The organism is Marinobacter salsuginis (assembly GCF_009617755.1).
GTDB classification, from domain to species: Bacteria; Pseudomonadota; Gammaproteobacteria; order Pseudomonadales; family Oleiphilaceae; genus Marinobacter; species Marinobacter salsuginis.
Window position 1 is genome coordinate 505,710 of sequence record NZ_BGZH01000001.1, and the last position, 21,681, is coordinate 527,390.

Below are 21,681 nucleotides of genomic sequence, written 5' to 3' on the forward strand. Positions count from 1 at the left end.
TGTCTTTAAACAATTGGAGAATTGTAGGGTAACACGTAGTATCGCTTATCATGCATAACTCCAGTAGCTAAAGGGTACCTCGCCGTCCATGACAACTCCCGCTCCTCAGACAAAGGCAGTTGACGCTCCGGAAGTCGCCGCTTATTGGGCAGAACGACGAAATTACCTTGACCGGATCCGGAAGGTACCGGAAATCAGACAGCGCTTCTGGCGGGAAGTTGCCATATACCTGCTGCGTCGCCTGCTCTGGTCTTTTGGATTTTTCCCGGTTTTTATCGCTTTCTGGGTTCCATTTGTGATGGCCAGCTTCAATCCCGTTGTGCTGGCTTCAGATCTGATCCCACTGTTGCAGGATTTCGTTGATTCCAATCCAGAGGTGCAAGCGACCACCATCAGTACACTGGTCATCGCCTGGGCCTCCATCGGGTTCTTCTTCCTGGTATTTGACTTCGTGCTGACCCCCTTCAAATCACCCTATGAATACGAAGCCGACGTGTACATGAGATCATGGGAACAACTCAACCATGATCAGCTTCCGGATAAAGTGTGATTTGGCCTGCATTCTCGGTAACTGCCGGACACTTTCTGTTACATAGTGTTGCAGTCACTGGGTAAGATGAAGCGGTAGACAGAATTCCAAGAATGCAGGATCACGAGGTTCCGTCATGGTCGATTTCAGACCGCTTCTGTTCATAAATGCCCTGGCACTTATGCTGTTGGTTACCGCCGGGTTCGCATCCGTGCGGGATGACCTTCGAATGACGGAAACCTTCGAGCCACCTGCCGTCGAGCAGGTGATCACATCCGGCCCTGATGAATCGGAGATCAGCGCGCCGCCTGAACCTGCTGCCATTGCGTCCCCCCTACCGGAGCCAGCTCCCCAGCAATCCAACACGCCCGTGGTCGACGCCACCCCGTTCACCATTCCGCCCATGCCTGAGAATCCGGAGGTTCTGGCAATGGCTGAATCGCCGGCAGCCATGGCAACCCGGACTGATACAGCCAAGGCAACCCGGGAAAAACCGGCAAAACAACAGCAGCCAGAGCGACCAACACAGGCTCTGCTGGTGCTCCGCTCCAATGTGGTCGGCGATCAGGTGACGATAAACGGAAAGCAATACGGCGCCACTCGCCTGGACCTGGAGCTGGATCCGGGCCGGTATGAGGTCACTATCAGCAAGCCCGGCTTCAAGCCCTGGAATCGCACCGTGGCCCTTGAAGCCGGCAACGAGATGACCCTGGTGGGCGAACTGGAAGCCTTTACCACGGTAAATTTCCGGGACGGGACCTGGGTCGGCGGTGTGAAAACCGGTGACGGCACCTATCAGGATGCGGACGGCCTGCGCTACGAAGGCCACTTTGTGGACGGTGAATTCCACGGCCAGGGCACTGTCTGGTATCCAGACGGCAGCCGCTACGAGGGAGATTGGGCTGCCGGACAACGCGAGGGCGAAGGCGAATGGCGCAGCGCTGACGGGTCCAGGTACTCCGGCGAATTCCGGACCGACCAGTTCAATGGCAAAGGCACCCTGACATTGGCAAACGGAGACATACTGACCGGACACTGGCAGGACGGGCAACTCAATGGCCACGGTTCCCTGACCACTGCGGACGGCATGCTCTATGTGGGCGGATTCCGGAACAACGAATTTCATGGCAGTGGCACACTGACTTACCCCGATGGAAGGCACTACGAAGGCGAATTTTCCAACGGCGCTTTCCACGGCACAGGAACCGAGGTCTTCGCCAGTGGCAAGAAATACGAAGGTCAGTACATAGAAGGGAAGTTTCATGGCAGGGGTTTGCTGAAAAACCCCAACGGCAGTTCAATCGAAGCCACTTTCCGTCATGGCGAGCCTTACGGACAGGTGCGCCTGACCACGGCGGCAGGGGAGATTTTCACTGCCCGAACCACTGAACCCGGTGTCTGTTATCGGGACAAGAGCTACCGGGCCACAGAGTGCCCGAAACTGGAAGGCTGGTAATCCCGGCAGCCCGATAACAAACGCGTTTGCAGTAAACGATTGAGGTAGTGACATGGCGATCAAAAACGCTCTGCTGGTAGATGACTCCAAGGTGGCACGATTTGCCCTGAGCAAACTGCTGGAGAGTCGCGATATGGAAGTCAACATGGCTGGCTCGGCCGAAGAGGCCCTGGATTTCCTCAACAGCCATGGCCGCCCGGATGTCATCTTTATGGACCATCTGATGCCCGGAATGAATGGCGTTGAGGCCACCAAGGCCATCAAGGGCAATCCGGAGACCGCCAGCATTCCCATCATCATGTGCACATCCAAGAAATCGTCCTCGTTTATGGAAGAGGCGCGAAACTTTGGTGTCTACAACATCCTGACCAAGCCGCCACAAACCGAGGGACTCAAAGAAGTTCTGGACCAGCTGGCCAGCGATGTCACAGGGGGAACCCTGCCAGAACCGCCCACTGAATCAGCGTCCGCCTACGTCGACGAGGATGAATTACTGAACGTCCCGGCGGATGCTTCGGTGGAACTGTCTCCCAAAACAGGCGATTCCGCCGGTCGTGGTAACCCTCAGGCCAACGTGGTTCCCCTGACCAGCGAGCTTATCGAGCAGATTGCCCGTTCTGCGGTCAAAACCCACATCAACAATCGGCTGCATGAACTGCTCAGCTCGCTCTTTGATGAACAGTTCGACCACCTGAAGCGCGCGCTGGACGAGTCTCGCAGCAAGCAGGACGCGGCTATCGAGGAGCGCCTGAACGCAGTGACTGAAATGGTCGAGGAGCGAACCAGAAGCCTGCGCGACGACGTCGCCGCCGAAGTCAATCTCAACCTCGGCAGCGAGCTGGCAGTTCTCAAGAAAGAGCTGAAAAAGAATTCCGGCTTTACCAGCGATCATATGGCTGAGCTGAAAGATCACATCACCAGCGTTCAGACGATCGATACCGAGTTCTGGCAGACCCTTCAATCCGAGGCCATTCAGCAGGCCCACGAAATTTCCCGGGAAACCGCTGAAGACATTGCCCAGCGGACAATCGATCTGTTCGTTGCCCAACAGCGTTCTGCAGCCTCTCGAGTCTACACCATTGGTCTTGCCGTAAGCCTCGGGATCTTCAGCGTCGGGATTGCCTGGCTGTCAGGCCTTTTCGGCTAAGCAGCGCCCGGATTCTGCGCCAGTCTGCCGGGGTGTCCACATCGTCGTGGACCCCCGGAATATCGACCCGGGTGGCCCGCATCTCTGCCAGCAGCTGCCCGGCGCCCTTATCCCCCTCCAGATCAAGCACCAGAGGCCAGAGCCAGCGTGGAAGGTAGGCAGGCACGCCCGGCCGCCCCCCATAATCTGCGGCAATCGGCTGATCCGGCACATAGCGCGCGGCCTTGCCAAAAGCCTCAAGGGCGTTCAGATCCAATAACGGTTGGTCCGCCACCAGAACGAAAGCCCCTTTCGCAGCGGGCCCCAGGCTTCGAAGCCCTGCAGACAGCGACGCTGAAATCCCATGCTGCCAATCCGGCGTTCTCAGCCATACCGATGGTTGGCGTCGGCAACGAAAGCGGATCAAGGGGTACCAGGCACCGCACACAACCCGGACGTCCGGGCTCAATACTCGGCCCTGGCCAATGGCTGCATCCAGGAGAATACGGTTGCGGGAATCGGTTACCTCCGGATCCCGGGGGCCCAGAGGCAACAGGGCTTTGGGCCGGCCAAGGCGGCTGGAGGCACCGGCAGCCAGTACCAGTACCGGGAATTGCTGATCGTTGAGCTTTTCGAAGTTTAAGATGATGAAACCCGTACAGTAAGAAATGGAGCCCGGGGAATCCGCCAGACTGCTGTATTCGGTGATTTTTGCTAGAATTCCGCCATCAATCAATCATACCCGCCTGGAAATTTGATGAACCATCTGTTTGTAGACAACCTGACCGTTATCGATTTCGCTTACCTCGACCCGACCCGGGGGTTGGTGGGTGAAAGCTGGATTGCGGATGTGGTGCTTGGCGGGGAGCTGGACGAACAGGGCATGGTGTTCGACTTCAGCAACGTAAAACGCACCATCAAACGGGTCATTGATGAGCGAGTGGACCATCGCCTGGTCATTCCCCGAGGTTACCACGGATTGTCATGGAACGAGGAAGAGCCAGACACCTTCAACTGGTCGCTGACCGATGGCAGCCAGATCACTCACCGGTCGCCGGACGAAGCCATCGTCTGGCTGTCCGCCGACCGGGTTGTGCCATCAGCCGTTGCCTCGCTGCTGGAACAGGAAATCAAGGCGGTGCTTCCCGCCAATGTCATTTCCGTGGAGATCAACCTCCGGGAAGAAGAAATCGACGGCGCCTACTATCACTACGTGCACGGCCTGAAGAAACACCTGGGCAACTGCCAGCGCATCGCCCACGGTCACCGTTCGCCGATCCGTATCGACCGTAACGGGCATCGCGATTACGACCTGGAACGCCGCTGGGCGAAACTCTGGCGCGACATCTACGTGGGTTCCGAAGAAGATGTGGTGCGTCGGCATGTGGGTGAAGACGGCGTTCGCTATGTGACCTTCGAATACGAAGCCAACCAGGGCGAGTTTGCGCTGACCCTGCCAGAGGAGCGCGTGTACATGCTGGATACCGACACGACGGTGGAGCTGATTGCCGCCCACATGGCTGACAAGCTCAAGGTGGAGTTTGCGACAGATACCATCCGGGTGAAGGCCTATGAAGGTGTTGGCAAAGGGGCCATTGCGGAGCGTTGATTGAAGTCCTGAAAACGGGATCAGAAGAACTTTTCTACTGATCCCTGGTTTACAGGCACAAAAAAACCGCCCGAAGGCGGTTTTTTTGATGGCTTTACGGTGGACTAAACCGAAAAGCCTAATTGGCGTCCCCTAGGGGGTTCGAACCCCTGTTGCCGCCGTGAAAGGGCGGAGTCCTAGGCCACTAGACGAAGGGGACTAGAAATTGGTGGAGCCAGGCGGGATCGAACCGCCGACCTCAACACTGCCAGTGTTGCGCTCTCCCAGCTGAGCTATGGCCCCTCAACGGCTGCGTATATTAAGGATCCGCCCTATGGGCGTCAACCTCTGAATCACACTTTTTTTCAGTTTTCTGAACATCCCTGTTCGAGCCGTTTATTAATTCACCAAAGCGGTCAATGAATACCCAGAGCCGCGTATTCCTTTTCCACTTTCTTTGTTTCTTTCTTGGAAAAGCCACCCATCACTTCCAGCGCATGCCGAAGCCTTGAACGGGTCATGTCCGGGCCCAGAAGCGCCATGGAATCCATCACGGACCAGGAGTTCGGCGTACCGGCCACCGCCACAAAGATAGAGAACATGAAATCACCCATCTTCAGCTCCATGGCCTTGGCCAGGGCCTTGATGTCCGCGAAGATGGTTTCCTTGCTCCAATGCCGCTGGGCTTCAAGCTTCCACAATGTAAACTGCAGAACCCGCTTGATCTGAGCTTCCTCCAGTTTGTTGTGGGCAAAGTCTTCCGGCTTCAGGTTGAGCATACCGGAGAACATAAACTGAGCCATGGGCGCCACATCCGAAAATACCTCTGCCCTGCCCTTGATGTGGGGCACCAGAGCACGCAGGGCATCCTCGTTGAACCACCACTGGCGCATGCGCTCCATGAACTGCTCTTCGGTCAGCTCTTCACGCAGCCACTGGCCGTTCAGCCAGCGAAGTTTCTCTACATCGAACACCGGGCCACCAAGGGAAACACGCTGGATGTCAAAATTCTCGATCATCTCGTCCAGGGTGAACTTTTCCCGCTCGTCCGGCATTGACCAGCCCATACGCCCCAGGTAATTGGTCACAGCCTCCGGCAGAAAACCCATGCGCTCATAGAAGTTGATACTAGTGGGGTTCTTGCGTTTGGACAGCTTGCTCTTGTCCGGATTACGCAGCAGCGGCAGGTGACAGAGCACCGGCATCTCCCAGCCAAAATACTGATACAGCAGCTTGTGCTTCGGCGCAGAGTTGATCCACTCCTCGCCCCGCAAAACATGGGTGATTTCCATCAGGTGATCATCAACCACATTCGCCAGGTGATAGGTGGGCATGCCATCGGACTTGAGCAGAATCTGGCAGTCCACCTGAGCCCAGTCGATCTCAATGGTGCCCCGAAGCATGTCGTCGATCTCGCAGACGCCCTCATCGGGCACTTTCATGCGAATCACATATGGCTCGCCTGCATCAAGGCGGCGCTTCACTTCATCTTCAGGCAACTCCAGATCGCCCTTGATGCCCGGATTCAAGCCCTGAGCCTTGCGCTCTTCCCGAATGGCTTCAAGCTCTTCCGGTGTGCGGAAGCAGTAAAACGCATGCCCGGCCGTGACCAGGTCCTCGGCATACTGGCGGTAGGAGTGCTTGCGCTCGGACTGGCGATAGGGGCCGTGAGGACCACCGACATCGGGGCCTTCGTCCCAGTTCAGACCAAGCCAGCGAAGCGCCTTTAGAATGTCCTGCTCGGACTCCGCAGTACTGCGGGCCTGGTCAGTATCTTCGATACGCAGGATGAACTGCCCGCCGTGCTGACGGGCAAAACACAGGTTGAACAGGGCCACGTAGGCGGTACCAACGTGAGGGTCACCCGTAGGTGACGGAGCAATTCGGGTACGTACAGTCATGAAACCTTCCTGAAAAATCGGTGGCCGTTTTGTAAAGCGGGCATTATACCGGCCATCGTCAGGTTTCGCATGATCAGCAAGTTAACAGGCGCACCATAGACTGCCAGTAGAAAGTTTCTTTTGCCGACCCCACACCAACTTGTTACATTATAACATTACACAATGGCATTGCAGGATCTCATCTATCATGCGCGTTCCCGGAAAAGCACTTTCTCTGGCACTCGGTGCCGGCACCCTTTTGATCAGCGGCGCACTTCAAGCCGAGACCCGTATCGTTACCTCCATCAAACCGGTTGAACTGATTGTCAGCGCCATCGCAACGGACGACATGCAGACGACCACCCTGGTTCCACCTGGCTCCAGCCCCCACAACTACACCATGAAGCCATCCCAGCGTCGGGCACTGGAAAACGCCGACGTGATTTTCTGGGTCGGGCCCGACATGGAAACCTTCCTTAATCGCCTCCTGGCCGGGCAAGAATTCAGTGGTCGAACGGTCGCGCTCATGGATGCCGAAGACGAACCCGCAGAAGTTACCCACGATGAACACGCCCACGACGACCACGCGGACGATCACCATGGCCATGCTCATGAAGAGCAGACCAAGAAGGAAGAGCACCACAACGAGGGGCATGGACACGGCCATGATCACGGAGACGGCGAAGACCCGCACATCTGGCTGGATCCCGAACTGGCCATCGAAATGGCCGGGACGGTCCGCGATGCTCTCTCAAAACTGGAAGGTGTTGACGCTGGCGCGTTAAACGAGAATTTCGAGCTGTTCAAAGCCAGCGTTCGAGAGACCGATGCCAATATTCGCGACCGCCTTGCACCGGCCCACGACATCAGCCTGTTCGCCTATCACGACGCCTTTACCCGGTTTGCCGAACACTATGAACTCAAACTCGAGGGCGTTCTGACCCTGAACCCGGAGCTGTCGCCGGGGGCACGGCATATCGCGGAGGTGCAGGAAAAACTACGCAACGCCAACCACCCATGCCTGCTGACCGAACCGCAGTTTAACCGGCAGTGGTGGCGTTCGATCACGGAGAATTTGAACGTCACCTTCAGCACCTGGGACCCCCTTGCCACCGATATCGAGGCAACGGCCCAGGGCTACAACAACTTCCAGCACAGCATTGTCGACGCGGTACTCAACTGCCTACCAGAGGATACTGAGCATTAACGGAATGGTGACGATGGCCAGCAAGGTCTGGCCACTGATGATGCCCGCCATCAAGGGGGCATCACCACCCAGTTGCCGCGCCAGGATGTAGGCAGAGGTGGCCGTGGGTAGCGCTGCCAATAGAACCGCCACCTGCACCAGCATTCCTTCGAGCCCCAGCAACATTGCCAGTCCGGCGGTCATCATCGGAAACCCGATCAGCTTCAACGTAGACGCGACAATAAATGGCAGGGACGCACCTCGCAGGGCTTTCAATTGAAGCCCGGCACCGACCGTCATCAGCCCCATCGGCAACGCCAGGTTACTGAGCGGCTCGAGAATGCCGCCGATCAGCGGATGGAATCCGATTTCGAAGAAACTCCAGACCACGCCAATCACCGAGCCTACGATCAATGGATTGGTCACAATCGCCTTGAACACCGGCACCAATCTCACCGGCCCTTCCGCGGCCACCAGCGAAAACATCAGTATGCAGAGCAAATTTAGCAACGGCACCATGATGGCCACTGCAATTGCCGTCAGCGACAGCCCCTGATCGCCCAACAGCATGCCGCCAGCCGCCAGCCCCACATAGGAATTGAACCGGATTGCCCCCTGGTAAACCGACGAGAAGACCGGACCGGACCAGCGCCAGAACCATTGGGCAAATGCCAGAACCAACGTCATCGCGATCAGCATGGCCCCGATCAGCAAGGCAATATCGCCATAGGCGGAAGCCGGCAACCGCGCCTGCCCCAGCTTGAAAACAAGCATGGCCGGGAACAGCACGTAGTAGGTAAAGCGCTCCGCCTGCGGCCAGAAATCGCCACCGGGAAAATCAATACGCCGGAACACATGCCCGAGCATGATCAGGACAAATACGGGCAGCAGGGCCTGCACCATCAGAGGCATATCTATGAACTCCGCCGCAGTTTTTTCATCACAGCACGGGTCACTGCCGTGGGCGCCGAGCGGGCAATTGGCCATAGGATCTTGAACTGACCGGAAACCGCTCTATGAAGTTGAGGCGAAGCGACCTGCTTCCAGACCTCGGCGGCAACTTCAGACGGCGCCAGATTAACGCCCAGGCTATCAAACAAACGCGACCCTCCGACGTTGGCCTGAACCATCCCCGTGTTCACAAAGGGGGGCATCAGATCGCAGACGCGAATGCCATGAGCTTGCCATTCGATATCGAGGGCCTCGGTCATGGCTCTCACCGCGTGCTTGCTGGCGGAATAGGAGGCGAAATCCGGTGTACCATAAGCCGCTGAAGCAGAACTCATGTTCACAACCACTGCACCGGAGGCAGCCTTGAGGTAGGGAAAAGCTGCGTACAGAACATTCATCAGGCCAATCACATTGATTTCAACGATCGCACGATGGTCTTGAATGGCGATGCTTTCAAACGGACCTACTCTCAAAATGCCGGCGTTGTTGTGCAGTGCATCGATGGTTCCCCCGGTTAATTCTGCGAATTCTGACAGGGCCTCAGCGACAGCCTTTTCATCAGTCACATCGACGACATGAGTGGAGCATACTTCCTCACCCAGTTCGGCCTGCAGATTTTCCAGCGCCCTCGGGTCTCGGTCTGCCGCACCGACAAACCAGCCTTTTGACGCGAACAGGCGTGCTGTTTCAAGGCCAATTCCGGCACCTGCGCCGGTGATGAAAATGGATTTGGTCAAGATAACTTTCCTTTATCTTTTCATTGCCGAACAAAGGATTGGCAGTTTCCCATGGGTTATATGGTCTGTTCCACGACAAGATGTAATAGCTATTGAATATATGAGCCCAACGCGCAACGTTTTTAGAGACCTCAATCGCCACTCTCGCCGGCTTATCCTTTGAGGCATGGGGTAACTTGGGCATTTCGCCAAAGCCCTACGGAAATCTGCTGGGCAACCCTGTTAAACTAGGGCCCAAACAGCAACGTAATGATTAGCTGCACCAGCCAATCAGTCGATCAGGTAACCGCAATGCCAGCAATACCATCACAAGCCGCCGCAATGACCGAACCGGGCCTCTCCCGCCGCTTCTGCGTGGCCCCGATGATGGATTGGACCACCAGCCACTACCGTTATCTGGCGCGCCAGCTCAGCAGACACACTCTACTCTACACTGAGATGGTCACCACCGGAGCGCTGATCCACGGCGACACCGCACGTTTTCTGCGCCACGATGAGGCCGAATACCCATTGGCCCTTCAGCTTGGCGGCAGTGATGCCGGCGAACTGGCGCACTGCGCCAGGCTGGCCCAGCAATACGGGTTCGATGAGGTCAACCTGAACGTCGGTTGCCCCAGCGATCGGGTGCAGAACAACATGATTGGCGCCTGTCTGATGGGCCACCCCGACAAGGTGGCGGAGGGCGTTCGGGCCATGATTGAGGCAACCGACCTGCCGGTCACTGTGAAGCATCGGATCGGTATTGATGGCCGGGAGTCCTGGGACGATCTCTGCGAGTTCGTGGAAAAAGTGTCTGATGCGGGTTGCCGGACGTTTATCGTGCATGCCCGAATCGCGATCCTTGAAGGCCTGAGCCCCAAGGAAAACCGTGAAGTCCCACCGCTCAAATACGATTGGGTATATCGGCTGAAAGCGAAATACCCGCACCTGGAGATCATCATCAACGGCGGTATAAAGACCTTCGATGAATGCCACGAGCACCTGCGGCATACCGACGGCGTGATGCTGGGCCGGGAGGCCTACCACAACCCCTGGCTGCTGGCAGGTGTCGATCCGGAGTTTTTCGGGGAGGCAGCGCCGGTGGAAACCCGGCATCAGGCGCTTCGGGCCATGCTTCCGTTCATCCAGAGCGAACTCGAGCGGGGCGTATACCTCACCCACATGTCCCGACACCTGCTGGGCCTGTTCCACGGCCAGCCCGGTGGCCGGCAGTTCCGTCGCTACATCAGTGAGAACGCCCACAAAACCGGCGCGGGCCTGGAAGTTATCGAGACCGCGCTGGAAAAGGTGCGTGAACCGTCAATGCCGGAGATTGCCGAAGCTTAACCGCAGGCAATTGCCCCCATACCTTTTGTTGTCTTGTTCCTGTCAGAGCAGCCCGTTATTGTAGGCGTATAGCCAGCGCCCGGGATTCGGGCGCACCAATAACAGATCAACCGGGACGACAGGACGAATGACCAGCAAGCTCGACCAACTGAAAACCATGACCACGGTAGTGGCGGATACCGGCGATATCGAAGCCATTGCAAAGTGGCGGCCGGAAGATGCCACCACCAACCCATCCCTGCTCCTCAAGGCGGCCGCTTCCGATGCTTATCGTCCCATGTTGGACAAGGCTGTGACGGAAGCCCGCCGCCATGGCGGCTCAGACGCCGAGCAGTTAACCATGGCCACCGATATGCTGGCCGTGCTCGCTGGCCGGGAAATCCTGAACCTGATTCCCGGTGTGGTATCCACCGAGGTCGACGCCCGGTTGTCCTTCGATACCGCCGGCACGCTGGAGCGAGCCCGCCGCCTGATTGAGCTATACGACAAACAGGGCGTCGATACCAGTCGCGTGCTGATCAAGATTGCTTCCACCTGGGAAGGTATCCGGGCTGCCGAGCAACTGGAGAAGGAAGGCATTCGCTGCAACCTGACACTCCTGTTTTCCTTCATCCAGGCGGCCGCCTGCGCCCAGGCCGGTGCCTTCCTGATCTCTCCGTTCGTTGGTCGTATTCTGGACTGGCATCTGGCCAACACGGGCCGCGACAGCTACCCGGCGGCGGAAGACCCCGGGGTGCTGTCCGTCTCTCGCATCTACAATTACTACAAAGCCAACGGCTTCAAGACGGTGGTGATGGGCGCGAGCTTCAGAAATACCGGCGAAATCGAGATGCTGGCCGGTTGCGACCGCCTGACCATCAGCCCGGCCTTGCTGCAGGAGTTGCAGGACGACCAGGGCGACCTGCCTCGTCGTCTGGTGGCTGATACCGCCAGCTCACCGGATCAGTTTGGCACCATTGACGAAAGGCTGTTCCGTTGGGAGTCCAACGAGGACGCCATGGCGACCGAAAAGCTGGCCGATGGCATTCGCCGGTTCACAGCCGACCAGATAGAACTGGAAAACCGGGTTCGGCAGCTCGCCAGGGCCGCCTGAAACCGGGCCTGAAACCAAACACAGGAGTGGGATTGTCCGATCATGATCGAGAGCCTGAAAAAACTCTTTGCGGCACCGGAAGCTGAGAGCGAGAAACCGGATTCTCACCAACTGGCCGTGGCTGCAACCGCGTTGATGGTTCAGGTTTCACGGATCGACCAGCACGAGGACGAACGCGAGCTACAGGCCATTGTCGACGGGGCTGTGAAAGCGCACCAGGTCACCCGGGCCGAAGCAGAGGAAATTCTGCAGGATGCGCTGAACCACGCAGACGATGCCACATCACTCTATGAATTTACCGGCCAGATCAACGAGCACCTCGACCAGGAAGGCAAGCAGGCCCTGCTTGAAAGTATCTGGCGCGTGGCTTTTGCCGACGGTCGCATCGACAAATACGAAGAACATCTTATTCGCCGCATGGCAGACCTGCTGCATCTTAATCACCGGGAGTTCATGCAGGCGCGGCACCGGGCGCAAAACGCCGGTTCTTGAAAGGAGACAGCATGCTAGCGATTCTTCATCCCAATACCTCCCTGGACAGCGAGGAATACAGGCAGACCATGCACTACCTCGAGAATCTCCCGAACGTCACGGTTCGGGTTCACGAGGTCCAGGGTGCCACCCAGAGGTTGACCGAAATCTATCTGCTTGGGGATACCAAACCCCTGAACAAGGAAGAGATTGAGGCCTTGCCAGCGGTTGAACGGGCGATTCGTATCTCGGAAGACTACCGTATTCTGGGCCGTCACCGGGATGATCGCCGGCAAAGCGGTTTCACCTACAACGGTGTCGAGTTCAACCAGTCCAATCTGAACATTTTTGCCGGCCTTTGCGCGGTCGATGTGCCCGAGCACGTCGAAATGATGATGCAGGCCCTTGAGGACAACGGCGAAGTCTGCACCCGGATGGGCGCCTACAAGCCGCGCACCAACCCCTACTCGTTCCAGGGGCACGGCAAGGGCTGCCTGCCCTGGGTGTTCGAGAAGGCTGGCAAGCACGGTATCAAGGTGATCGCCATGGAGATCACCCACGAGAGCCACATCGAGGAAATCGACACCTGCCTGGAGAAACTGGGCAGACCCACCGGCGTCATGCTGCAGGTCGGTACCCGAAACACCCAGAACTTTGAACTACTGAAGGCCATCGGCCGCCAGAGCACCTACCCGGTACTCCTCAAGCGCGGCTTCGGGATTACCCTGAACGAATCCCTCAACGCCGCGGAGTACCTCGCCAGCGAGGGCAACGCGAATGTTATTTTCTGCCTGAGAGGCATGAAAACCGAAGCTGGGCAGCCGCATCGGAACATGGTGGATTTTGCCCATGTGCCTGCGGTAAAACGGCTCACCCGTATGCCGGTGTGCGTAGACCCGTCCCACTCGGTTGGCAGCCGCGAACAGTCTCCAGACGGAATTCTGGATGTCATGCACGCCACCGCACAGGGCGTGATAGCGGGCGCCAACATGGTGCTGGTGGACTTCCACCCCAAACCGGAAAAGGCGCTTGTAGATGGGCCCCAGGCGCTTCTCATGCAAGAATTGCCGGCCTACCTGGAAGATATTCGCCTTTGCCATGATACCTGGAAGAAGCGCCAGGCCATTTATCAACGCCTGAAGGATGACGCAGCGGAATGATTGTCTACGGACACAGAGGCGCAAAGGGAGAAGCCCCGGAAAACACCCTCCCGGGATTTGTTCATGCTCATCGGCACGGTATCCGGCATTTCGAGCTGGATCTGGTGCTCTCAAAGGACGGCAAGCCGGTTCTTGTGCATGACCTTTCAGTAGACCGCACCACCAGTCAGAAAGGCAGCATCAGCCAGTACACAGCGGCCGAACTTGCAGCCATGGACGCTCGTCGTAACACCAGCTCCTGGCCCAAACCTACAGGGATCCCCGCCCTGGAAGACCTTCTCGATCAGTTCGACGACATCGAACACCTGCAACTGGAGGTCAAGAAGGATACGCGTCAGCGGCTGAACATCCTGAGCAATCGGCTGACCGAGGTGATCCAGCGTCGCAACCTTTACCAGACGGTGGCGATAACCTCGTCAGATACCTGGATCCTGAAACAGATCCGTAGGCGGAACACAAACATCCGCATCGGCCTCGTAGCGGAACGAAAGTTTCCACGGCCACTGAGCATGGCAAACCGGCTTGGCTGTGACTACCTCTGCATCAATTGGAAGCTGTGCTCCAAAATGCTGGTTGAACAGGCCCATCGCAGGGGTATGCATGTGTCCACCTGGACAGTGAACCGGATTCACGACATGTTGCAACTGGAAGCGATGGGGGTGGACAGCATCATCACCGATTATCCAACAAGCACACGCATGTTTTTCGATAATCGGGCCAGATCGGCGCTGTCGCTCCCCCAGAGTCAGGACGGAGTTACCCCGAACCAGGAGGCCGTCTCGGCGGGTTGAGAGCAAAAAATTGAATCAAAAGAAAACGGGGTCGGAGGAATGCTTTCCCCGGACCCCGTTTTCTGTAGCAGCCTAGAAAATTCGATTCAGGCCATTCAATGCGGCAACCCGGTAGGCTTCCGCCATGGTCGGGTAATTGAACGTGGTATTGATGAAGTAGTTCAGAGAGTTGGCCTCTCCTTCCTGATTCATGATCGCCTGGCCGATGTGAACGATTTCTGCGGCCTGGTCACCGAAACAGTGGATACCCAGAATCTGGCGGGTCTCCCGGTGGAACAGGATTTTCAGCATGCCTACCGCTTCTCCGGTGATCTGCGCGCGGGCCAGATCCTTGAAGAACGCCTGTCCAACCTCGTAAGGCACCTTGGCTTCAGTCAGTTCACGCTCGGTTTTCCCCACGGAACTGATTTCCGGAATGGTGTAGATCCCGGTCGGCACATCGGACACAAAGCGGAAGTACTCGTCATCAACAATGTCTGAAGACGCCGAACGGCCCTGGTCATAAGCCGCGCTTGCCAGACTCGGCCAGCCGATCACATCACCCGCCGCGTAGATATTCTCCACCTCGGTGCGGTAGTGCTCATCAACCGCCAGTTGACCCCGACCGTTGGGCACCAGGCCGATGTTCTCCAGCCCAAGCTTCTCAGTGTTGCCACTGCGCCCGTTGCACCAGAGGAATGCATCCGCACGGATTTTCTTGCCGGACTGCAGCGACAGCACTACGCCGTGGTCATCACCCACAACCGACTCGTACTGCTCGTTGTGGCGCACTAGGACGCCGTTATTGCGCAGGTGGTAACTCAGGGCATCGGAAATTTCGTCATCCAGGAACGACAACAGCCGGCTACCCGGGTTGATCAGATCCACCTTCACGCCCAACCCTGCAAAAATCGACGCGTATTCTGAGCCGATAACGCCCGCGCCATAGATAATCAGGGTTCTGGGAGTATGGGACAGGTTCAGGATGGTGTCCGAGTTGTAGATACGGTGGTGCCGGAAATCCACATCTGGCGGAAGATAGGGCCTGGACCCTGTGGCGATAATCGCCTGCTTGAAGTGAAGGGTCTCGGAGGACTTGCTGCCACGGACCTCAATACGGTTCTGGTCGATGAAAAAAGCCCGCCCGTTGATCAGATCCACCCGGTTGCGGGAATAGAACTGGGTTCGGAGCTTGACCTGCTTGCCAATGACCTTCTGGGCGTTCTGAAGTACCCGGGGAAAGGAGAACCAGCGGGGCTCCCCGATATCCCGGAACATCTGATTGGTGTTGAAGGTGATGATCTGTTTGACGGAGTGGCGCAGCGCCTTGGAAGGGATGGTGCCCCAGTGAGTGCAGTTCCCGCCGACGGTAGGCTTGTCCTCGATGATCGCGACACGTTTGCCATGTTTCGTCGCATTCATCGCCGCGCCTTCGCCGGACGGGCCGGCGCCGATAACGACGACGTCGTAATGATGTTCTGCCATGCGCGCAGTGACTCCTTATCTACGTCGTGAAAAGTTGATTGTAATTATCAGAAACAGATCAGTGCTTGCTGGTATTGCTGGCGTCGTAAGCCAAAGCCTCGGGCTCTTTGCCCTCGTTGGCCAATCGCTCATTTTCTTCTTCGCATTTCTGGGTGTTGCCGCCGCAGATATCACAGGACTGGCTGATACCGAGCGCGCCAATCCCGCCGCAGGTTCCACTGATGGGCTTGCGGCCCAGAATTACGCCGATGGACATAGCTGCAACCAGCAGCACTACAATAAACAGAACCAAAAGAAAGGTACCCATATTGCCCTCCCCTCATTGAGTCACGTAGGACGAAAAAGCCGGCGTCTGGTGTGTCTCGAAGCCCTCTTCCGTCCTGACAATAAAATAGGCCGGGATGTTTTCCCTCACCGCAAGCTCATTGGCCTGCTCATAGCCCATCACGTTAAAGCCGGTCGCAAGGGCGTCCGCTGTCATACAGTCGTCTGCGATAACGGTTACCGACGCCAGCCTGTGCGCAATCGGTTTACCGGTTTCAGGGTCTATTGTATGGGAATAGCGACGCCCTTCCGATTCGTAATAGTTACGATAGTCACCCGATGTTGCCATAGCACGCGATTCCAGCGCCACAACCCGGTTCACCTCGCGCCCCTCAGACACCGGTTGCTCGATGGCCAGTCGCCAGGTGCTGCCATCCGGTTTGCGGCCGTTTACCCGAACCTCGCCGCCAATTTCCACCAGATAAGCCTCGATACCCTCGTTTTCCAGGAAACGGGCTACCGCATCCACTCCGTAGCCCTTGGCAATCGCCGAAAGATCCACGTATTGCGGTGGTGTCGCGCGCACGGCGGGCGGATCTGCCCGCAGTTCAAGCTTTTCGTAGCCAGTGGCGGCAAGAGCCATGGCAAGCGATTCTTCCGACGGCACCTGTTCCGGCCTTGCCTGGGGCCCGAAACCCCATAGATTCACAACCGGACCGATGGTTACGTCAAAAGCGCCGCCAGTCATCGAGGAGATCTCCCGGGCTTTCTGGAGCACCTCAAACAACCCGGCTGAAACGGGAATCCATTCGGACTGATCGTTCCGTTGGTTGAAAAGGGACAGCTCAGAATCATCGCGCCAGGTCGACATTGATGCATCGACGTCTTCAAGCACCCCATCGATGCCACTGGCCAGAGTTTCGAGCTTCTCCGGATCCTCGGTCAATACGACATTGATGTGGTAGCTGGTGCCGAACACGGGGCCGGAGATTTCCCAGATTTTTTCTTCTGGCTGAAACGAACAACCCGCCAGAACGGCAAAGACCAGCGCTGTAAAAGCGCTGGCCAGGGCCACCCTGGCGGGTCGTACCATGCGGGATGTCATCAGGACTGCTTAGCCTCCAAAGTCATCCAGCATGATGTTTTCATCCTCAACACCAAGATCCTTGAGCATCTTGATGCAGGAAGCGTTCATGATTGGGGGCCCACACATGTAGTACTCACAGTCTTCCGGAGCCGGGTGGTCCTTCAGATAGTTTTCGTACAACACGTTATGGATAAAGCCAGTCGGCCCTTCCCAGTTGTCCTCGGGCAGCGCGTCGGAGAGCGCAACGTGCCACTCGAAGTTTTCATTCTCTTCCTGCAGCCCGTCGAAATCTTCCACGTAGAACATCTCGCGGACGCTCCGAGCGCCATACCAGAAGCTGATCTTGCGCTTGGAGTTCAGGCGCTTGAGCTGATCGAAGATATGAGAACGCATGGGCGCCATACCGGCACCGCCGCCGATGAACACCATTTCAGCATCGGTCTTCTTGGCGAAGAACTCACCGAACGGCCCCATCACGGTTACCTTGTCACCCGGCTTCAGGTTGAAGACGTAGCTGGACATGATGCCCGGCGGGTGATCGGTGCCCGGAGGCGGCGTGGCGATACGAATGTTGAACTTGAGAACACCCTTCTCTTCCGGGTAGTTCGCCATGGAATAGGCCCGGATGGTCTCTTCCTTGTTAATCGCCTTGTAACGCCAGATGTTGTGCTTGTCCCAGTCTTCGTGGAACTCTTCCTCGATATCGAAATCCTTGAAGTCGATCTCGTAGGGAGGGCACTCGAGCTGAACATAACCGCCGGCCCGGAAGTCCACTTCCTCGCCTTCGGGCAGCTTGAGCACCAGCTCCTTGATGAAGGTAGCCACGTTGTGGTTGGAGATAACCTCGCATTCCCACTTCTTGACGCCGAAGAACTCTTCCGGCACTTCAACCTTCATGTCCTGTTTCACAGGAACCTGGCAGGACAGACGCCAGCCTTCTTTCTCTTCACGGTTGGTAAAGTGGGTCTTCTCCGTTGGCAGCATGGCACCGCCGCCTTCCAGCACCTTGCATTTGCACTGTGCGCAGGTACCACCGCCCCCACAGGCAGAGGACAGGAAAATACCGCTGTTTGCCAGGGTACCGAGCAGCTTGCCGCCGGCTTCGGTCTTCAGCGTGTGTTCAGGATCATCGTTGATCTCAATGGTCACGTCACCGGTGCTTACCAGCCTGGACCGGGCCGCAAGAATCACTGCGACCAGGGCCAGAACGATAACGGTGAACATGACCACGCCGAGAATAATTTCTGTATTCATGGTCTCGCCTTTTCGTTAAACCGAATCACCGGGTGAATTACAGTGAGATACCGGAGAAGGACATGAAGCCCAGGGACATCAGACCAACAGTAATGAAGGTGATACCCAGGCCACGGAGGCCTTCCGGAACGTCACTGTACTTGAGTTTCTCGCGGATACCCGCCAGGGCAATGATGGCCAGAGCCCAGCCGAGGCCGGCGCCGAAGCCATACACCACACTCTCGCCAAAGGTGTAGTCACGCTCCACCATGAACAGCGAAGCACCCAGAATGGCGCAGTTCACCGTGATCAGTGGCAGGAACACACCCAGAGCGGCGTAGAGCGCCGGGATATACTTGTCCAGAACCATTTCCATGATCTGGACAATAGCCGCGATTACACCGATATACGTCAGCAAGCCGAGAAAGCTCAGGTCTACGTTGGGCAGGCCTGCCCAGTCCAGGGCCCCTTCCCGCAGAATGCTGTTGTACAGCAGGTTGTTCACCGGCACGGTTACGGTCAGTACCACCACCACGGCAATACCGAGACCCGTCGCCGCCTCGATCTTCTTGGAGATAGCCAGGAATGTACACATCCCCAGGAAGAAGGCCAGAGCCATATTCTCAACGAAAATAGCCTTCAGAATCAGGCTGATATAATGTTCCATCAGAAAGCCTCCTTGGCGACATGGCGGGACATTTTATAGTCCGGCTCTTCAACCTGCTCCGGCTTCCAGGTCCGCAGACCCCAGATGGCCAGGCCGATAATGAAGAACGCGCTCGGCGGCAGCAGCAACAGACCGTTCGGAATGTACCAGCCACCTTCGTTGACTACCGGCATCAGGGATACACCGAACAGGGAGCCGGCACCCAGAAGCTCGCGGAAAAAGGCAACGAAGATCAGGAGTACGGAGTAGCCGAGGCCATTACCAACGCCATCCAGGAAGCTCAGCCAGGGGCCGTTCTTCATGGCGAAACCTTCTGCGCGGCCCATGACGATGCAGTTGGTGATGATCAGGCCAACGAACACCGAAAGCTGCTTGGAGATCTCATAGGCATAGGCCTTGAGCACCTGGTCAACCACAATTACCAGAGAGGCGATGATGGTCATCTGCACGATGATCCGGATGCTGCCCGGGATCTGTGTGCGTACCAGAGACACGGCCAGGTTGGAAAATGCGGTAACGGCGATAACCGCCATACACATAACCAGAGTGACGTTCATGCTGGTGGTTACCGCCAGCGCTGAACAGATGCCCAGAATCTGCAGGGCAATCGGGTTATTGCTGAAGATCGGTTCGAAGAGAACCTGTTTGGCTGATGCATCTGCCATGATCAGACCTCCCCTTCACGAAGTTTTTGCAGGAACGGCGCGTACCCGCGGTCGCCCATCCAGTAGTTGACCAATTGTTCAACGCCACGGCTTGTCAGGGTCGCACCAGAGAGAGCATCAACCTTGTGCTCCTTATCCTGGGCATCGGCGCTGACGCCGCCCTTGACCAGTCGCACCTGGGGTTCCGAACGGTCTTCGTTGTAGACCTCTTTACCAACCCACTGGCGCTTCCAGCGCGGGTTGTCCACCTCACCGCCAAGACCCGGGGTTTCTGCGTGCGCATAGAAGCCCAGACCTTCAATGGTGTTCAGATCGCCCTCGAGGGAAATGAAGCCGTAAAGGGTAGACCAGAGACCGTAGCCGTGGATCGGAAGAACCACGCGGTTGATCTGGCCGTTCTCGCTCATGGTGTAGACCTTGGCAACATTCGGACGGCGCTTGATACCGGCCTTGTCTTCAGAAGACGGAATGTTGGTGGACATCTGAGGGTCCGAAGCGGCCTTGTACATGTCGTACTTCATGGGGTCCTGGACACCCACGTCGGAAGGCTCGACGAATTCACCTGTATCCAGATCGACCAGCCGGACGTCAAAACGCGCAAACGCCTCTTCGATCTGCTCAGCGCTGGAGCCAGACTCCAGCATGCCAGCGGCAGACAGAATGTTGGTCTTGATATCCAGGTTCTGGTTCTGGATCTGGGCCGGGCGAAGCAGAACCGCCGCCGTGGAGACCACGACGGAGAATACAATACTCAGCACCAGCGCAACGATCAGCGTACGGGAGACAGTTTCTTTAGCTTTAGCCACGAGCAAGCCTCCGTTTGATGTTGGCCTGAACCACATAATGGTCCATCAGCGGCGCGAACAGGTTAGCGAACAGGATGGCCAGCATGATGCCTTCCGGGAAGGCCGGGTTGATCACGCGGATCAGAACCGTCATCACGCCCACCAGAATACCGAAGCACCAGCGGCCGGTGTTGGTCATTGCCGCAGAAACCGGATCCGTTGCCATAAACATCATGCCGAAGGCGAATCCGCCCATGACCAGATGCCAGTGCGCCGGAATGGCGAACATCGGATTGGTTTCAGAACCGATAATGTTCAGCAACAGGGACATACCGATCATGCCGATCAGCACACCACCGACAATCCGGTAGCTGGCGATTTTCATAGCCAGCAGAATCAGACCGCCGATCAGTACCGCAAGCGTTGAGGTCTCACCCATGGAGCCCTGAATGGTGCCCATGAAGGCGCTCATCCAGCCAATTTGCGCTTCCAGGGCTTCCAGGCCGCCACTTGCAGCCCAGCTCAGCGCAGTTGCGCCACTGAAACCATCAACCGCGGTCCAGACGGTGTCACCGGAAATCTGCGCCGGATAGGCAAAGTACAGGAACGCACGACCGGTCAAAGCCGGGTTCAGGAAGTTCTTGCCAGTACCTCCGAATACTTCTTTACCGATGACGACACCGAAGGTGATACCCAGGGCCACCTGCCAGAGCGGAATGGTGGGCGGGCAGATCAGTGCAAAGAGTACAGATGTAACGAAGAAGCCTTCGTTCACTTCGTGACGACGCACAGTGGCAAACAGGACTTCCCAGAAACCGCCAACCACGAAGGTCACGAAGTAAATGGGCACGAAGTAAGCCATGCCGTACACGAAATTATCCCATACGCCGGCACCGGCGCCGGTAATTGCAAGCGCCTGGATAAAGGCAGTACGCAGGCCGCCGTCAGCGACCATGGCATCCGGGTTAGATGCCAGGAAACTGTTGGCCTGATAGCCGATGTTCCACATACCGAAGAACATCGCCGGGAAAGTACACAGCCATACCGTGATCATGATGCGCTTGAGGTCAACGCCGTCACGCACATGGGCGGTGGTTGAGGTTACCTTGCCGGGAGTGTAGAAAATGGTATCCACGGCCTCATACAGCGCGTACCAGCGCTCGTACTTGCCACCCTTTTCAAAGTGATGCTCGATTCCATCGAGAAACTGTCTGATAGCCAT

General features: G+C 57.1%; 22 protein-coding genes and 2 tRNA genes. 10 read left to right on the plus strand and 14 right to left on the minus strand.

What is annotated here, in order from left to right; genetic code table 11:
- Window positions 1-88: 88 nt before the first annotated feature.
- From GJU83_RS02295 to GJU83_RS02305, 3 genes are all read left to right on the plus strand, one after another.
- Entirely contained in the window at window positions 89-550 is a 462-nt protein-coding gene (locus GJU83_RS02295; RefSeq protein ID WP_069183261.1) for a hypothetical protein, read from the plus strand.
- A 115-nt stretch (window positions 551-665) separates the two neighbouring features.
- Complete coding sequence (locus tag GJU83_RS02300; protein WP_153633567.1) at window positions 666-1,985, plus strand: PEGA domain-containing protein; 1,320 nt, start codon at window positions 666-668, stop codon at window positions 1,983-1,985.
- A gap of 52 nt (window positions 1,986-2,037) precedes the next feature.
- Window positions 2,038-3,132, plus strand: a complete 1,095-nt coding sequence (locus tag GJU83_RS02305) for a response regulator (RefSeq protein WP_153633568.1) — start codon at window positions 2,038-2,040, stop codon at window positions 3,130-3,132.
- Here GJU83_RS02305 and GJU83_RS02310 read toward each other — a convergent pair.
- Window positions 3,092-3,847: a nucleotidyltransferase family protein gene (locus GJU83_RS02310; protein WP_228715145.1), complete on the minus strand. Its 756-nt coding sequence runs from the start codon at window positions 3,845-3,847 to the stop codon at window positions 3,092-3,094. The two genes, GJU83_RS02305 and GJU83_RS02310, sit on opposite strands and share 41 nt — an antisense overlap.
- Window positions 3,848-3,868: 21 nt before the next feature.
- Here GJU83_RS02310 and GJU83_RS02315 point away from each other — a divergent pair, with 21 nt between their 5' ends.
- Window positions 3,869-4,720, plus strand: a complete 852-nt coding sequence (locus GJU83_RS02315; protein ID WP_069183258.1) for a 6-carboxytetrahydropterin synthase — start codon at window positions 3,869-3,871, stop codon at window positions 4,718-4,720.
- A 123-nt stretch (window positions 4,721-4,843) separates the two neighbouring features.
- Here GJU83_RS02315 and GJU83_RS02320 read toward each other — a convergent pair.
- The 3 genes from GJU83_RS02320 to gltX form a co-directional block, all read right to left on the minus strand.
- A tRNA-Glu gene (locus GJU83_RS02320) sits at window positions 4,844-4,919 on the minus strand.
- Window positions 4,920-4,926: 7 nt separating this feature from the next.
- Window positions 4,927-5,002 (minus strand) — tRNA-Ala (locus GJU83_RS02325).
- A gap of 113 nt (window positions 5,003-5,115) precedes the next feature.
- Window positions 5,116-6,600: a glutamate--tRNA ligase gene (gene gltX, locus GJU83_RS02330; protein WP_069183257.1), complete on the minus strand. Its 1,485-nt coding sequence runs from the start codon at window positions 6,598-6,600 to the stop codon at window positions 5,116-5,118.
- A 187-nt stretch (window positions 6,601-6,787) separates the two neighbouring features.
- On the opposite strand from gltX, the gene GJU83_RS02335 reads away from it, so the two are divergent.
- Window positions 6,788-7,786 (plus strand): zinc ABC transporter substrate-binding protein, encoded by a 999-nt coding sequence (locus GJU83_RS02335; RefSeq protein WP_153633569.1) that lies wholly within the window; start codon window positions 6,788-6,790, stop codon window positions 7,784-7,786.
- Here GJU83_RS02335 and GJU83_RS02340 read toward each other — a convergent pair.
- A complete protein-coding gene (locus GJU83_RS02340; RefSeq protein WP_153633570.1) occupies window positions 7,763-8,677 on the minus strand; it encodes an AEC family transporter in 915 nt (304 codons plus the stop codon). The genes GJU83_RS02335 and GJU83_RS02340 overlap by 24 nt on opposite strands.
- A gap of 2 nt (window positions 8,678-8,679) precedes the next feature.
- Entirely contained in the window at window positions 8,680-9,453 is a 774-nt protein-coding gene (locus GJU83_RS02345) for an SDR family oxidoreductase (RefSeq protein ID WP_153633571.1), read from the minus strand.
- A gap of 291 nt (window positions 9,454-9,744) precedes the next feature.
- Between GJU83_RS02345 and dusA the strand changes: the two genes are divergently transcribed.
- From dusA to GJU83_RS02370, 5 genes are all read left to right on the plus strand, one after another.
- The gene (gene dusA / locus GJU83_RS02350; protein WP_153633572.1) at window positions 9,745-10,779 is read left to right on the plus strand and encodes a tRNA dihydrouridine(20/20a) synthase DusA; all 1,035 of its coding nucleotides are present in this window, start codon (window positions 9,745-9,747) and stop codon (window positions 10,777-10,779) included.
- A 127-nt stretch (window positions 10,780-10,906) separates the two neighbouring features.
- On the plus strand, window positions 10,907-11,872 hold the full coding sequence (gene tal / locus GJU83_RS02355; protein ID WP_153633573.1) for a transaldolase: 966 nt from the start codon (window positions 10,907-10,909) through the stop codon (window positions 11,870-11,872).
- A gap of 42 nt (window positions 11,873-11,914) precedes the next feature.
- The gene (locus GJU83_RS02360) at window positions 11,915-12,364 is read left to right on the plus strand and encodes a tellurite resistance TerB family protein (RefSeq protein WP_153633574.1); all 450 of its coding nucleotides are present in this window, start codon (window positions 11,915-11,917) and stop codon (window positions 12,362-12,364) included.
- Between the two features lie 11 nt (window positions 12,365-12,375).
- Complete coding sequence (locus GJU83_RS02365) at window positions 12,376-13,503, plus strand: 3-deoxy-7-phosphoheptulonate synthase (protein ID WP_136629787.1); 1,128 nt, start codon at window positions 12,376-12,378, stop codon at window positions 13,501-13,503.
- Window positions 13,500-14,294 carry a glycerophosphodiester phosphodiesterase gene (locus GJU83_RS02370; protein ID WP_153633575.1) on the plus strand — a complete coding sequence of 265 codons (795 nt, stop codon included), beginning with the start codon at window positions 13,500-13,502 and terminating at the stop codon, window positions 14,292-14,294. The genes GJU83_RS02365 and GJU83_RS02370 overlap by 4 nt, the downstream gene beginning before the upstream one ends.
- Window positions 14,295-14,366: 72 nt before the next feature.
- On the opposite strand, the gene sthA is transcribed toward GJU83_RS02370, so the two are convergent.
- Genes sthA through GJU83_RS02410 form a run of 8 tightly spaced genes read right to left on the minus strand, consistent with a single transcriptional unit; the run spans window position 14,367 to window position 21,681 of the window.
- Window positions 14,367-15,758: a Si-specific NAD(P)(+) transhydrogenase gene (sthA, locus tag GJU83_RS02375; RefSeq protein ID WP_136629789.1), complete on the minus strand. Its 1,392-nt coding sequence runs from the start codon at window positions 15,756-15,758 to the stop codon at window positions 14,367-14,369.
- Between the two features lie 58 nt (window positions 15,759-15,816).
- The gene (gene nqrM / locus GJU83_RS02380) at window positions 15,817-16,065 is read right to left on the minus strand and encodes a (Na+)-NQR maturation NqrM (RefSeq protein WP_153633576.1); all 249 of its coding nucleotides are present in this window, start codon (window positions 16,063-16,065) and stop codon (window positions 15,817-15,819) included.
- Between the two features lie 12 nt (window positions 16,066-16,077).
- The gene (locus GJU83_RS02385) at window positions 16,078-17,127 is read right to left on the minus strand and encodes an FAD:protein FMN transferase (protein WP_153633577.1); all 1,050 of its coding nucleotides are present in this window, start codon (window positions 17,125-17,127) and stop codon (window positions 16,078-16,080) included.
- 9 nt (window positions 17,128-17,136) lie between these two features.
- The gene (nqrF, locus tag GJU83_RS02390) at window positions 17,137-18,363 is read right to left on the minus strand and encodes an NADH:ubiquinone reductase (Na(+)-transporting) subunit F (RefSeq protein ID WP_136629792.1); all 1,227 of its coding nucleotides are present in this window, start codon (window positions 18,361-18,363) and stop codon (window positions 17,137-17,139) included.
- 37 nt (window positions 18,364-18,400) lie between these two features.
- Entirely contained in the window at window positions 18,401-19,009 is a 609-nt protein-coding gene (gene nqrE, locus GJU83_RS02395) for an NADH:ubiquinone reductase (Na(+)-transporting) subunit E (RefSeq protein ID WP_104320397.1), read from the minus strand.
- Window positions 19,009-19,674, minus strand: a complete 666-nt coding sequence (locus tag GJU83_RS02400; protein WP_153633578.1) for an NADH:ubiquinone reductase (Na(+)-transporting) subunit D — start codon at window positions 19,672-19,674, stop codon at window positions 19,009-19,011. The genes nqrE and GJU83_RS02400 overlap by 1 nt, the downstream gene beginning before the upstream one ends.
- Before the next feature lie 2 nt (window positions 19,675-19,676).
- Window positions 19,677-20,480, minus strand: coding sequence for a Na(+)-translocating NADH-quinone reductase subunit C (locus GJU83_RS02405; RefSeq protein ID WP_153633579.1), 804 nt, complete (start codon window positions 20,478-20,480; stop codon window positions 19,677-19,679).
- Window positions 20,473-21,681: an NADH:ubiquinone reductase (Na(+)-transporting) subunit B gene (locus GJU83_RS02410; RefSeq protein WP_064228852.1), complete on the minus strand. Its 1,209-nt coding sequence runs from the start codon at window positions 21,679-21,681 to the stop codon at window positions 20,473-20,475. Before GJU83_RS02410 ends, GJU83_RS02405 begins: the two co-directional genes overlap by 8 nt.